Below are 13,388 nucleotides of genomic sequence, written 5' to 3'. Positions count from 1 at the left end.
CTTATTATGGAAAAAAACCGTAAGGCATACACCCCTACGGTCAAAATCACTTATTTATTTAAAAAGGATAAGCAAAACAAACAATCTCCCTCGGTCCGAAGGTGTCCATAATATACATTGCAAATATGAAAACCTTCATTATACAAGCGAGTCAAATTATCATAACCTGCTCCAGGTAACGGAAGTGGTTCCTCCGCCTCTCCTACAGGCTGCTCGACAATTGTTTCCTCTTGTCGGATCAGTTTGCGGAGCTGCTGATTTTCTATGCTTAATCTCTTATTTTCTTCGATGAGGTTAATAATTTGTTTCTTTAAGGCACCCAACTCGGCATAAGTGGCACCCATTCGTTCTTCGATCCCATCTATTTGTCCAAAAATATCTTGTTTATCCACGCTTTCACCTCTAGTGCCATGCATGCTTACTGGCCAGCGCCTCCTTGGATACTATGCCTCTACTCTTGTTCAACTACATCATCGAAAGGTAAATCAAGTGCTTTACCAAGGTCAAACAATTGAACCTTAGCTGTACGTTCTTTGATATTCAATCCAAGTACTTTACCATTCCCAAAAGAAGTGATTACTTGTCTACCTACAGTTGGCAGTGAATCCTTCGCGCTCTCGTAGTTATCATGTTCATATTTCAAACAACACATTAACCGTCCGCATAATCCCGAAATTTTCGTTGGGTTAAGTGACAAGTTCTGGTCTTTCGCCATCTTAATGGATACGGGTTCGAAATCACCTAAGAACGAGGAACAGCATAGAATTCGCCCACACGGACCTATACCTCCAAGCATCTTCGCTTCATCCCGTACGCCAATTTGACGCAGTTCAATTCTGGTCCGGAAAATACTCGCCAAATCCTTCACGAGTTCGCGGAAATCAACGCGCCCTTCAGCCGTAAAATAAAAAATAATTTTATTACGATCAAAGGTATACTCTACGTCTACGAGCTTCATCTTTAGACTATGGTCTTTAATTTTCTCGTGACACGTTTGGAACGCATCTTTGGCTGCTTTCTTATTTTCTTCAACTAAATCAGCATCTGAGTCATCCGCAATGCGAATCACCTTTTTGAGAGGAAGAACGACGTCATTTTCTTTGACAATCTTCTTTCCAACGACAACCTTGCCGTATTCAACTCCGCGAGCGGTTTCAACAATTACGGCACTTTCTTTCTCAATTGGCAAATCAATCGGATCAAAATAATATATTTTACCCGCTTTCTTGAAGCGGACACCAACTACCGAATACATCTTACACCCCCTGCATCTCCACGAGCATTTTCTCTATAACCAGCTGAGAATTGGCGTTGAAACGCAGTCGTTTTTGTAGATCTACGGCTTGCTCCATCATACGCACCCATACTGAGACATCCCGGCTGAACGCGAGGGAGTTCATCCAGTCCAGCTGATCATTATAAACAAGCTTATCTTTGCGCTCCAGGCGCAACTGCACCATATCTTTAAACCAGAGAATCAATAAATCGAAAAGACTCGACATATGATCCGCTAGCTCCGTTTTTACAATCCGTTGCTGTACCGTAATCATTGAAGTAGGAAAACGTGTGAGCGTCTCCTTAGCTAATTGTAACACTACGGTTCTCATTTCTGCAAACCAATTCGCAGCAATTAAATCCCTAGCTGCTTGCAATCCTGCCGTTAAATGTGCGGCGGGCTGCACAAGCGACGCAGGATGACCCTCTTGTAAAAGCGTCAAGACCATTTGCTCACGCGGCATTGGCGTGAAATTAATCCACTGTGCCCTCGATTGAATCGTTGGCAGCAGGGCATTGCCATTCTCTGTAATGAGAATCGCGACCACACGTGAGGTCGGCTCTTCTAGAAACTTCAACAAGCTATTAGCAGCCTGCACCGTCATTTTATCTGCATGATACAGGATATAAATTTTAGTTCCGGAGGCTGTGGCACGGTAAGCAAACTCCTTTTGCAGCTCACGAATCTGCTCGATCTTAATCGAAGCTCCATCTGGCGTAACCATATGTAGATCCGGATGATTACGATGCTCGACCTTACGGCATTCCAAACATTCACCACATGCCTCATCGATCCCGTGCTGGCAGTAGATAGCTTTAGCCAAAGCAATGGCCATCTCCGAGCGTCCAGTTCCTACTGGCCCACTAAAAATATAGGCGTGAGACAGCTTGTCTTGCCGCAGCCCGTTCTGCAGAAGCTGCTTAGCCGCTGTTTGACCCGGTATGGCTTGAAAGGACATTAGAAATACGCTCCATCCCGAGGATAAACGGCTACACTGTCCTTCCAGGACGAGTGCGTTTACCCAGAAATATATATAGCGTGAAACAACTATTTTCTTATATTTTAAAATAACAAGTTAATCAGCATCCCTCGGATTTCTCCGATTTTGTGCAAAATTTCGATTCGACCCTGCTCATTTTCTAGCAATTCATCTGCTAAGGAAAGCAGCTCTAGATCGATTTCTTCCAAAAGCTTATATCGTTTCGAACGGCCGCGACGATCCCAACCCTTCGTATCTCTTAAATTGACACCACGGCGAGCGGTTTCCTCTAAAAACTGCTTAATCAGTAGCTTGTATTGCAGAAGTTCTCTCACCGTCATTGCCCGCGACAGACGATCGCCTTGCAGCGTAATTTGCTGCACCATCTTGGATAATTGCTCCTGCGTAAATTTCTCATCCTGCTGCTGCATAATGTCAGAGAAATTCCGGGGGGCCATCTGTGGCGGCGGGACGTTCTCATTCACTTTGACGTTCTTACCGATGGGCTGCCACCCCGGATTAATTTTCAAGACGCATCCATCCTTGTGTATGTCTGATTGAACCTAGTAATGCTCGAAGCGCTCTACTGGCAATACGAAAACTGCGGCTCCACCCACTTGAACTTCCACTGGAAATGGAATATAAGAATCCGTCGTTCCTCCCATTGGAGAAACCGGTGTAACAAGCTGTTCCCGAATTTTGCAATTGGTGCGAATGACCTGCATGACTTCTTGCACCCTCTCATCTTCCGTACCAATCATAAAAGTCGTGTTTCCCGCACGTAAAAATCCACCGGTACTTGCCAGCTTCGTAGCGCGAAACCCTTCTTTAATTAAAGCATTTGAGAGACGGTTACTGTCCTTATCTTGTACAACGGCTACGACTAGTTTCATGGGTGATTCCTCCTTTTTATTATAAACTAAGAATGGATTTTTTGCTTTAGCCGGAAATATGTTCCTCGAGCAAACGATTACAATCCGTCCTTATCTCTATTGCAATCTCCTCTTCGTTACGGTTTGCATTAACAACTCGTATTCGTTCAGGATGATCAGCTGCAATCTGATGAAAACCTTCCCGAACCCGGCTATGATAATCTACATTTTTCTGTTCAATGCGATCCAACTGCTGGGCATTCACGCCTGTGCCCGATGCTCTATGGTGAAGTCTTGCCAAGCTTACTTCTACTGGCACATCTAAGATGTATGTTCGGGTAGCCTGTAATCCTGAACTGGCATAACGCGAGATGGCTTTAACCATATCTACATCTACGCCAAGCCCGTAAGCCTGATAAGCGACACTTGCATCAATGAAACGATCACATAGTACAATTCTGTCAGCTGCGAGTGCTGGAAGAATTAACTGATGTACATGCTGTGCTCTCGATGCTGCATAAAGCAATACTTCCGCTTGATCCACCATCTCCTTATTCACAGGGTCAAGAATAATACTGCGGATTTGATCACTGATTGCCGTTCCGCCCGGTTCTCTCGTTACGAGGACATCATGTCCTTGTTTCTTAAGCTCCTCAGCCAATTTCTTAAGCTGTGTAGTTTTCCCAGCGCCGTCCGGCCCTTCAAACGTTATAAATATTCCGTTCACGCTTCCTCCTGCATGCTGCTTTACCAGATCATATAATGGTTTATGTGTATATCTTTAGCTTTTGTGTCTGCCCAAATTCTGTTCCTTGAAACTTGATTCCGTTTGCAGCCAATTGCAATAAGGCTTCGGCCACGGAAGCCGAGATGATTTCGCCAGGGTATAAATAGGGAATTCCCGGTGGATAAGGGATTACCATATCCGCAGAACGCTTCCCGACTGACTCCTGAACACTAACCTGACTAAACGCCCCCTCTGCTCGTGATGCTTTGGAGATATCTCTTATCTCAAAAGCAACTGGAGAAGAGATTGATGTATAGTAGGGTAATTTAAGTATATTCGAGATAGGCGCTTGAAGTTCCTTCTTTTGTGCGGGAACGTCCAAACAAATGTTAGTTAATGCTTCGACAAATCTTAACATATCCACTCTGGTTGAAGCAGGGGTGAATACAAGAAGTACTTGACGCCCGTCCGTCATTTCGACAAAGCAGCCTTGAGCTTCTAGCCTCTCTTTGAGTTCGGTGCCAGATAACGTATTCGTCACATCATAAATGGCCATTTTAAACGGATCTGCAGTTTGACCCTCTTGACTCTCATTCCCCGGAAGCTCTCTTGGGTGGTAACCGAACATGGTAAGCCCATCAAGAAGCGACCTGAACTCTTTTACAACAGCAAGTCCCTGTTCTAGCCAGTCCCTGCCTTCGATATGCATCCTCTTTCTTGCCAAATCTAGTGAAGCCATTATAGGATAAGAGGGGCTTGAGCTCTGCAGCATAGCAAGCAGCAGTTGGATAGCCCTTCGGTCTATCCGCGGCCCTTGGACATGCAGCATAGCCCCCATGGTCATTGCCGTTAGCATCTTGTGCGTGGATTGTACCACCGCATCAGCCCCTTGTGATAAAGCGGAATCCGGCACCTCATCATGGAATCCATAATGCGCACCATGCGCTTCATCCACGAGCAGCAGCTTCCCATGTGCATGCATCAATTCCGCGAAAGGCTTGAGATTGACACCCATGCCGTAGTAATTCGGGTTTGTTAGGAAAAGCCCCTTAGCCTCCGGATACAGCACTAATGCTTGCTTTACATCTTCAATATATAAACTTGTGGCCACACCTGTTTCCGTATGAATACCAGGAGCTATGAACACTGCCTTGGCACCGGCTAGCATAAGCCCATTTATGACCGATTTATGTACATTCCTCTGCACAAGAATAATATCATCTTTCTCACATACGGCTGAAATCAGGGCCAAATTACCAACCGTACTCCCACCTATCAGAAAATACGTTTCCTCAGCTCCAAAGCAATCCGCCGCTAGCTGCTCGGCCTCACTAATGACACCCTCTGCGTGGTGTAAATCATCTAGACCCGTAATTTCTGTATAATCAATAGACATTACCGTCTTTAAGAAGCTTGTCCCTTCATCTAACAAGCCTTGACCGGATTTATGACCAGGTACATGGAAACTTGCAGGGTTTTTATCATGATGGGCGACCATTGCTTCAAAAAGCGGCGCACGTAACTGTTTTGAATGCTGGCTGCTCATGTTGACACGACTCCTTGAGCTTTCTATTTTATACCCTTATAGTAGTGGATTGACGCTAAAAAAACAAAAAAGCTTCCATAAGAAGCTTCTCCCATTAGTTCATATATTGTTTCGAATTGCCCCTATAAAATGCTTTCTTCATCTGCTTCACAAAAAACGGATATTTCTGATCACTTACATTCGTTTTGACCATTTCACTGCTGCACTCATCGCAGATAAAAGCCATTATAATATGAATTCCGCCAATCCGCTGCTGTTCGCAGATCATACATACCCCTGTTCGGATCTCCTCCATATGATCACCCCACGATCTTTTACTATTAGTATATCCGATTCACAATTCTCCTAAACTAGCTAAACGCTCATATTTTGGAAGGCATGTGCCGATATAGTCTTATATCAGGTTAACCGCCTTGCGGAGGTCATCAGCATGTCAACTAAACAGGAACCAAATCTCTCCAAACAATCTACCATTTATAGCTATACTTTAATGAAGCGAATATATCATTCCTTGTATAAAATAATTGTTTATTTTATGCTGCTGCTACTAACGGTCTTTTACAAATTTGACCCTTCGAACTGGCTGCCGCTCTTAGTTAGCTATCCGCTTCTTCTTATCTTCCATTCTTTGCTCATCCGGATCTATTTTCAGTTTACAATTGGAATGGCAATGAGGGGCTGGTCTTACCGTTGGGGTGTTTTTTGGTGTGGATTCTTACCAGAAGGAAATGCCTCCATTCGACTGGTATCCAGAATACAGCTTACTTTATTTTGGATTGGCCTTGCTATGATTACACTTCTTTATCCATGGATACCCGACAAATGGTTAATCCATCTCACAATTTTTCACTTCTGGATGCTCATGCCGCGACTGTGGATGCTTTTCCGGTTTCGCCCGTACCGCAAAGCTGGGCTGATTAAGATCACAGATAAGGACACCTCCTGCTACATGCAGTAGTTGTTATTAAAATGCAAATAAGAGCCTTTGGCTCTTATTTGTTGTTGTTTGCTTGTTCAAAGGACGAATGAATCAACTTACTCGTCATCTTAGGCAAGAGTGTCACCCAAAATAACTTTTGCGGCTATAAGGTTTGTTCCATGCAGGCAAAGTTTTAGGTTATACAACATTTAAGCAAGCTATCTGTGTTATCTAAGAAAATGGTGTAAAAAAATACACATTATTATCAAAATTAGCTCCATAGCATAGCCTGAAATACGGCTAAAATTGTTGTACAACATACAACATAAACAACTTAGTAGATAGTAGGTATAAAATCAACGAAATTATTGTACGGTGTACAACTTTTAAAGGCAAGGAAAGACTAAACCATACATCTACTTTAAACCAAAAATCGAAAACACAACACAACAACCAATAATCATGCATTTACGTACAATTCAATAAAATCAACAATAAAAAAGCCTTCTTGAGATTTCTCTCAAAAAGGCTTTATCTTTTGCTTGGCAACGTTCTACTCTCCCAGAACCCTGCGGTTCAAGTACCATCGACGCTGGAGGGCTTAACGGTCGTGTTCGAGATGGGAACGCGTGGGTCCCCTCCGCCATCATCACCAAACGGGATGCTTCTGCCAGGAAACATCGAAAACATTGTTCAGGCTGTCTTGCACCCTGAAAACTAGATACGAAACTTGCGTAAAGTTATCATGTGCATGGCTACGTTAGACGTAGGTGCTAGCTGCTTAGTCAGCTTTTTGGTTAAGCCCTCGACCGATTAGTATTCGTCAGCTGCATGCATTGCTGCACTTCCACCTCGAACCTATCAACCTCGTCGTCTACAAGGGGTCTTACATACTGGGAAATCTCATCTTGAGGGGGGCTTCGCGCTTAGATGCTTTCAGCGCTTATCCCCTCCGTACATAGCTACCCAGCGATGCCTCTGGCGAGACAACTGGTACACCAGCGGTACGTCCATCCCGGTCCTCTCGTACTAAGGACAGCTCCTCTCAAATTTCCTACGCCCGCGACAGATAGGGACCGAACTGTCTCACGACGTTCTGAACCCAGCTCGCGTACCGCTTTAATGGGCGAACAGCCCAACCCTTGGGACCTACTTCAGCCCCAGGATGCGATGAGCCGACATCGAGGTGCCAAACCTCCCCGTCGATGTGGACTCTTGGGGGAGATAAGCCTGTTATCCCCAGGGTAGCTTTTATCCGTTGAGCGATGGCCCTTCCATTCGGTACCACCGGATCACTAAGTCCGACTTTCGTCCCTGCTCGACTTGTAGGTCTCGCAGTCAAGCTCCCTTATGCCTTTGCACTCTGCGAATGATTTCCAACCATTCTGAGGGAACCTTTAAACGCCTCCGTTACATTTTAGGAGGCGACCGCCCCAGTCAAACTGCCCACCTGACACTGTCCCCATACCGGATTACGGTACCAGGTTAGAACTCCGATACGATCAGGGTGGTATCCCAACGATGCCTCCACCCAAGCTGGCGCTCAGGCTTCAAAGGCTCCCACCTATCCTGTACAGATCGTACCAAAGTCCAATATCAAGCTGCAGTAAAGCTCCATGGGGTCTTTCCGTCTTGTCGCGGGTAACCTGCATCTTCACAGGTATTAAAATTTCACCGGATCTCTCGTTGAGACAGCGCCCAAGTCGTTACGCCATTCGTGCGGGTCAGAATTTACCTGACAAGGAATTTCGCTACCTTAGGACCGTTATAGTTACGGCCGCCGTTTACTGGGGCTTCAATTCATAGCTTCGGGCTTGCGCCCTAACCACTCCTCTTAACCTTCCAGCACCGGGCAGGCGTCAGCCCGTATACTTCGCCTTGCGGCTTCGCACAGACCTGTGTTTTTGCTAAACAGTCGCTTGGGCCTTTTCACTGCGGCCCCCTCGGGCTATTCACCCTACCGAGGCACCCCTTCTCCCGAAGTTACGGGGTCATTTTGCCGAGTTCCTTAACGAGAGTTCTTCCGCGCGCCTTAGAATTCTCTTCTCACCCACCTGTGTCGGTTTGCGGTACGGGCACCTTCGCCTGGCTAGAAGCTTTTCTTGGCAGTGTGAACTCATGACCTTCGGTACTTAAATTTCCCTCCCCATCACAGCCCAGCCTTACGATGTGCGGATTTGCCTACACATCAGCCTCACTGCTTGGACGAGCATCCATCAGCTCGCGTCACTATCCTTCTGCGTCACTCCATCGCTCATAACGGCTACGGTGGTACAGGAATTTCCACCTGTTGTCCATCGACTACGCCTTTCGGCCTCGCCTTAGGTCCCGACTTACCCTGAGCGGACGAGCCTTCCTCAGGAACCCTTAGGTTTTCGGCGGATCAGATTCTCACTGATCTTTTCGTTACTTATACCGGCATTCTCACTTGTATGCGCTCCACCTGTCCTTACGGTCAGAATTCAACGTACATACAACGCTCCCCTACCCATGCACTAAAGTGCAAGCCATAGCTTCGGTGGCGTGTTTAGCCCCGTTACATTTTCGGCGCAGAGTCACTCGACCAGTGAGCTATTACGCACTCTTTCAATGGTGGCTGCTTCTAAGCCAACATCCTGGTTGTCTGTGCAACTCCACATCCTTTCCCACTTAACACACACTTGGGGACCTTAGCTGATGGTCTGGGCTGTTTCCCTTTTGACAATGGATCTTAGCACTCACTGTCTGACTCCCGGATTTAAGTTTGTGGCATTCAGAGTTTGACTGGACTTGGTAACCCTTGGCGGGCCCCGCACCCAATCAGTGCTTTACCTCCACAACTCAACATCCGAGGCTAGCCCTAAAGCTATTTCGGGGAGAACCAGCTATCTCCGAGTTCGATTGGAATTTCTCCGCTACCCCCACCTCATCCCCGCATTTTTCAACATGCGTGGGTTCGGGCCTCCAGTGAGTGTTACCTCACCTTCACCCTGGACAGGGGTAGATCACACGGTTTCGGGTCTACGTCCACGTACTAAAGCGCCCTATTCAGACTCGCTTTCGCTGCGGCTCCGCCTTTTCAGCTTAACCTCGCACGGGAACGTAACTCGCCGGTTCATTCTACAAAAGGCACGCCATCACCCATATAGAGGGCTCTGACTTCTTGTAAGCACACGGTTTCAGGTTCTTTTTCACTCCGCTTCCGCGGTGCTTTTCACCTTTCCCTCACGGTACTGCTTCACTATCGGTCACTAGGGAGTATTTAGCCTTGGCAGATGGTCCTGCCGGATTCCGACGGGGTTTCACGTGACCCGCCGTACTCAGGATACCTCTAGGGGTTTCGTTCGATTTTGGCTACGGGGCTTTTACCCTCTATGCCGGACCTTTCCAGATCACTTCGCCTACCGAACTAACCCCACAACGAGGTCCTACAACCCCAAGGAGCAAGCTCCTTGGTTTGGGCTATTCCGCTTTCGCTCGCCGCTACTGACGGAATCACTTTTGTTTTCTTTTCCTCCAGGTACTTAGATGTTTCAGTTCCCTGGGTATGCCTCTACTATTGCTATGTATTCACAATAGAGTAACTGCGCATTACCACAGCTGGGTTCCCCCATTCGGACATCCCCGGATCAAAGCCTGCTTACGGCTCCCCGAGGCATTTCGTCGTTCGCCACGTCCTTCTTCGGCTCCTAGTGCCTAGGCATCCTCCGTGTGCTCTTTCTAGCTTAACCATTTATAGGGACCTTTTGCGCTAAGCAAAAGTCTCTCCTATTGGAAAGAGTTAAAGATTTTTGCAAGATCCGTTAGAATCAAGCAACCTAAGTTCTTACTTTACGTTTTGTTTCGTTATCTAGTTTTCAAGGAACAAATGTTTTTCCTTCGCCTATCAGCGGCAGGAAATATATCTTATCATGCCATCTCATCATCGGCAACAATCAATAATTGCCAGTTAACGAGACGAATCATAAGTTATATAGATGGTTTGCTTTTCATTAGCCTAGTGTCAACAACACCGCCTTATCGGCGGCGGAAGTATGCATTAGATTAATGGTGGAGCCAAGCGGGATCGAACCGCTGACCTCCTGCTTGCAAGGCAGGCGCTCTCCCAGCTGAGCTATGGCCCCATATTGATGAGATACACTTCAAATAAAGTGTACAAGCTCCATCAAAACTGAACAAATGAAATGAGTAATCAGCGATTTGTGCAATATGTGAGACTTTGATCTACGATCAAAGATCCCTATATATCACTTGACTGGATCTATCAGATCCGAGTCTCCATAGAAAGGAGGTGATCCAGCCGCACCTTCCGATACGGCTACCTTGTTACGACTTCACCCCAATCATCTACCCCACCTTCGGCGGCTGGCTCCCTTGCGGGTTACCCCACCGACTTCGGGTGTTGTAAACTCTCGTGGTGTGACGGGCGGTGTGTACAAGACCCGGGAACGTATTCACCGCGGCATGCTGATCCGCGATTACTAGCAATTCCGACTTCATGCAGGCGAGTTGCAGCCTGCAATCCGAACTGAGATCGGCTTATAAGGATTGGCTCCACCTCGCGGCTTCGCTTCCCGTTGTACCGACCATTGTAGTACGTGTGTAGCCCAGGTCATAAGGGGCATGATGATTTGACGTCATCCCCACCTTCCTCCGGTTTGTCACCGGCAGTCATCTTAGAGTGCCCACCCAAAGTGCTGGCAACTAAGATCAAGGGTTGCGCTCGTTGCGGGACTTAACCCAACATCTCACGACACGAGCTGACGACAACCATGCACCACCTGTCTCCAATGCTCCGAAGAGGGCGCCTATCTCTAGGCGTTACATCGGGATGTCAAGACCTGGTAAGGTTCTTCGCGTTGCTTCGAATTAAACCACATACTCCACTGCTTGTGCGGGTCCCCGTCAATTCCTTTGAGTTTCACTCTTGCGAGCGTACTCCCCAGGCGGCATACTTACTGTGTTAACTTCGGCACCGAGGAATCGAATCCCCAACACCTAGTATGCATCGTTTACGGCGTGGACTACCAGGGTATCTAATCCTGTTTGCTCCCCACGCTTTCGCGCCTCAGCGTCAGTTATAGGCCAGAAAGTCGCCTTCGCCACTGGTGTTCCTCCACATCTCTACGCATTTCACCGCTACACGTGGAATTCCACTTTCCTCTCCTACACTCAAGTCAACCAGTTTTGGATGCGAACCGGGGTTGAGCCCCGGGCTTAAACACCCAACTTAATTGACCGCCTGCGCGCGCTTTACGCCCAATAATTCCGGACAACGCTTGCCCCCTACGTATTACCGCGGCTGCTGGCACGTAGTTAGCCGGGGCTTTCTTCTCCTATACCGTCACACAAAAGGCAGTTACTCCTCTTGCTGTTCGTCTAGGGCAACAGAGCTTTACGATCCGAAAACCTTCATCACTCACGCGGCGTTGCTCCGTCAGACTTGCGTCCATTGCGGAAGATTCCCTACTGCTGCCTCCCGTAGGAGTCTGGGCCGTGTCTCAGTCCCAGTGTGGCCGTTCACCCTCTCAGGTCGGCTACGCATCGTCGCCTTGGTAGGCCGTTACCCTACCAACTAGCTAATGCGCCGCAGGCCCATCTATAAGCCACAGATTGCTCCGTGTTTCATGATTCTCTCATGCGAGAAAACCAGTTATCCGGTCTTAGCTATCGTTTCCGATAGTTATCCCGATCTTATAGGCAGGTTACCTACGTGTTACTCACCCGTCCGCCGCTAACTTATCCCGAAGGATAAATCCGCTCGACTTGCATGTATTAGGCACGCCGCCAGCGTTCGTCCTGAGCCAGGATCAAACTCTCCATAATAGTGGACGATTGCTCGTCCGTATATCTGAAAGCTGAAATGCTCATTGACTTGCTAGCGAGATTTTGCAATCTCAATTGTAGTCACTTACGTGACTGAATTTGCTGATTTACTTCATTCATTTGTTCAGTTTTCAAGGAGCTTTAATGCGTTACCGTTTAAAGCGTTAATGCATCGCTTGTTGCGGTGACAAGAACATATATTATCAGGTTTCAAAACGAATTGCAAGCAACTTTATGCATCCATTATCTTACATCTTCAAAAACCCTGTGGTTGCAGCGTTTCGGCGCCATAACCCCTTTTTTCCAAGCAGATGAACGCCACCAATCCAATCATTCATGCCATTCAGGTATATATGATCCTGCTCACCTGCATGAACTAGCTTTCCCGTATCCGACCTTTGCAATCGCCATTCTTCAAAATGAGGCGGTAGCGGTTCGCCGTAAACTGGCAGCTTGTCCCCTCCGGCAAGACGGACCAGCGGAATCTCACATTTGCGGATACTATCAACAATAGCCCAGAATTGCAAATCACCGAGGCCGTAATGACTGGCCGTTTGGCTTACACGTTTAAACAATGACAGAATCGGCATTTCCTCCTCCCCTATCAGCTCCAGAATAAGCTGCTGGTTGGCTGACAAGCCATTTTGAGAGGAGGGATAGCGTTCTGAATTGGCCTGTAGAGCCTTTTGAAGAAAAGGCAGTGCAGATAGATCCTCTTCCAATAAAGTCGCCATAAGAAGGGGCTCAGAAGCTGAGTAGGCTGTCCAGACTTTGCAGGCCAAAAGAAGTTGGTCTTCATTAACAGGCAACCACTTGTCGTGCAGCTGAGTAATTTGATCCACGTTTAATTGTCCTAATCCATGAAAGAACTCAACGCCAGGAAACTGATTGATACTTAACAAAGATAGTTTTAAGGATGGATTAGGAAGAGCGAATAATCTCGACAGCAAGTAACAAAGCATCAATTGGTCATATAAATCATGCTCAAACCACAGGACAATTTCGTCTATATCCTCAGCGAGTCTGTCCATCGCTTTTTCCTGCTGTAGGGTAATGGACTTGAACAATTCCTCAGGAATGCCATGTTGGAGATTCATATAGGCCGCCCTTATAGATAAAAGGACACTATCAGACATTTGCATGCCGATAGGTCCTTCATATAATGACTCACGCCACACCAATATGTCTCCATCGATACCCGAAACACGCAGCTTATCTCCAAATGCGTCTCCATTCACGATATGAAGTTTATTCGGCATGGCAC

Annotated in this window: 10 protein-coding genes, 1 tRNA gene and 3 rRNA genes; 1 reads left to right on the top strand and 13 read right to left on the bottom strand. The window is 47.0% G+C overall.

From position 1 onward, the window contains the following. Positions 1-50 precede the first annotated feature (50 nt). The 8 genes from yabA to QFZ78_RS23865 all read right to left on the bottom strand — a co-directional run bounded on the left by yabA (position 51) and on the right by QFZ78_RS23865 (position 5,695). A complete protein-coding gene (gene yabA / locus QFZ78_RS23900; protein ID WP_029198494.1) occupies positions 51-392 on the bottom strand; it encodes a DNA replication initiation control protein YabA in 342 nt (113 codons plus the stop codon). A gap of 59 nt (positions 393-451) precedes the next feature. Continuing rightward, positions 452-1,255: a PSP1 domain-containing protein gene (locus QFZ78_RS23895; protein WP_307551260.1), complete on the bottom strand. Its 804-nt coding sequence runs from the start codon at positions 1,253-1,255 to the stop codon at positions 452-454. A 1-nt stretch (position 1,256) separates the two neighbouring features. Next, the gene (gene holB / locus QFZ78_RS23890) at positions 1,257-2,234 is read right to left on the bottom strand and encodes a DNA polymerase III subunit delta' (RefSeq protein WP_307551258.1); all 978 of its coding nucleotides are present in this window, start codon (positions 2,232-2,234) and stop codon (positions 1,257-1,259) included. Positions 2,235-2,338: 104 nt separating this feature from the next. After that, on the bottom strand, positions 2,339-2,785 hold the full coding sequence (locus QFZ78_RS23885) for a YaaR family protein (RefSeq protein ID WP_029198491.1): 447 nt from the start codon (positions 2,783-2,785) through the stop codon (positions 2,339-2,341). Between the two features lie 33 nt (positions 2,786-2,818). Then, complete coding sequence (locus QFZ78_RS23880) at positions 2,819-3,148, bottom strand: cyclic-di-AMP receptor (RefSeq protein WP_029198490.1); 330 nt, start codon at positions 3,146-3,148, stop codon at positions 2,819-2,821. A 46-nt stretch (positions 3,149-3,194) separates the two neighbouring features. Next, positions 3,195-3,854 carry a dTMP kinase gene (gene tmk / locus QFZ78_RS23875; protein ID WP_307551256.1) on the bottom strand — a complete coding sequence of 220 codons (660 nt, stop codon included), beginning with the start codon at positions 3,852-3,854 and terminating at the stop codon, positions 3,195-3,197. A 40-nt stretch (positions 3,855-3,894) separates the two neighbouring features. After that, complete coding sequence (locus QFZ78_RS23870) at positions 3,895-5,400, bottom strand: aminotransferase class I/II-fold pyridoxal phosphate-dependent enzyme (RefSeq protein ID WP_307551254.1); 1,506 nt, start codon at positions 5,398-5,400, stop codon at positions 3,895-3,897. Between the two features lie 94 nt (positions 5,401-5,494). After that, positions 5,495-5,695, bottom strand: a complete 201-nt coding sequence (locus tag QFZ78_RS23865; RefSeq protein WP_307551252.1) for a sigma factor G inhibitor Gin — start codon at positions 5,693-5,695, stop codon at positions 5,495-5,497. A gap of 135 nt (positions 5,696-5,830) precedes the next feature. Between QFZ78_RS23865 and QFZ78_RS23860 the strand changes: the two genes are divergently transcribed. Then, positions 5,831-6,358, top strand: coding sequence for a hypothetical protein (locus QFZ78_RS23860; protein WP_307551250.1), 528 nt, complete (start codon positions 5,831-5,833; stop codon positions 6,356-6,358). A gap of 501 nt (positions 6,359-6,859) precedes the next feature. On the opposite strand, the gene rrf is transcribed toward QFZ78_RS23860, so the two are convergent. The 5 genes from rrf to QFZ78_RS23835 all read right to left on the bottom strand — a co-directional run bounded on the left by rrf (position 6,860) and on the right by QFZ78_RS23835 (position 13,383). Beyond that, positions 6,860-6,976 (bottom strand): 5S ribosomal RNA (gene rrf / locus QFZ78_RS23855). A 136-nt stretch (positions 6,977-7,112) separates the two neighbouring features. After that, positions 7,113-10,029, bottom strand: a 23S ribosomal RNA gene (locus tag QFZ78_RS23850). A 317-nt stretch (positions 10,030-10,346) separates the two neighbouring features. Beyond that, positions 10,347-10,422, bottom strand: a tRNA-Ala gene (locus QFZ78_RS23845). Between the two features lie 160 nt (positions 10,423-10,582). Beyond that, a 16S ribosomal RNA gene (locus QFZ78_RS23840) occupies positions 10,583-12,124 on the bottom strand. Together the 16S, 23S and 5S rRNA genes with 1 tRNA gene alongside form the textbook arrangement of a ribosomal RNA operon. Positions 12,125-12,372: 248 nt before the next feature. After that, positions 12,373-13,383: a DUF1835 domain-containing protein gene (locus tag QFZ78_RS23835; protein WP_307551249.1), complete on the bottom strand. Its 1,011-nt coding sequence runs from the start codon at positions 13,381-13,383 to the stop codon at positions 12,373-12,375. Positions 13,384-13,388: the final 5 nt, after the last annotated feature.

The sequence above is a fragment of the Paenibacillus sp. V4I5 genome, assembly GCF_030817255.1.
Lineage (GTDB): Bacteria > Bacillota > Bacilli > Paenibacillales > NBRC-103111 > Paenibacillus_E.
The sequence above is the reverse complement of the archived record's forward strand: the minus strand, read 5'-3'. Positions and strand labels throughout refer to the sequence as shown.

Coding starts and splice junctions, on each gene's coding strand:
- QFZ78_RS23865 (WP_307551252.1), bottom strand. CDS start 5,695: ATGGAGGAGATCCGAACAGGGGTATGTATGATCTGCGAACAGCAGCGG.
- QFZ78_RS23880 (WP_029198490.1), bottom strand. CDS start 3,148: ATGAAACTAGTCGTAGCCGTTGTACAAGATAAGGACAGTAACCGTCTC.
- QFZ78_RS23870 (WP_307551254.1), bottom strand. CDS start 5,400: ATGAGCAGCCAGCATTCAAAACAGTTACGTGCGCCGCTTTTTGAAGCA.
- QFZ78_RS23835 (WP_307551249.1), bottom strand. CDS start 13,383: ATGCCGAATAAACTTCATATCGTGAATGGAGACGCATTTGGAGATAAG.
- holB (WP_307551258.1), bottom strand. CDS start 2,234: ATGTCCTTTCAAGCCATACCGGGTCAAACAGCGGCTAAGCAGCTTCTG.
- QFZ78_RS23895 (WP_307551260.1), bottom strand. CDS start 1,255: ATGTATTCGGTAGTTGGTGTCCGCTTCAAGAAAGCGGGTAAAATATAT.
- QFZ78_RS23860 (WP_307551250.1), top strand. CDS start 5,831: ATGTCAACTAAACAGGAACCAAATCTCTCCAAACAATCTACCATTTAT.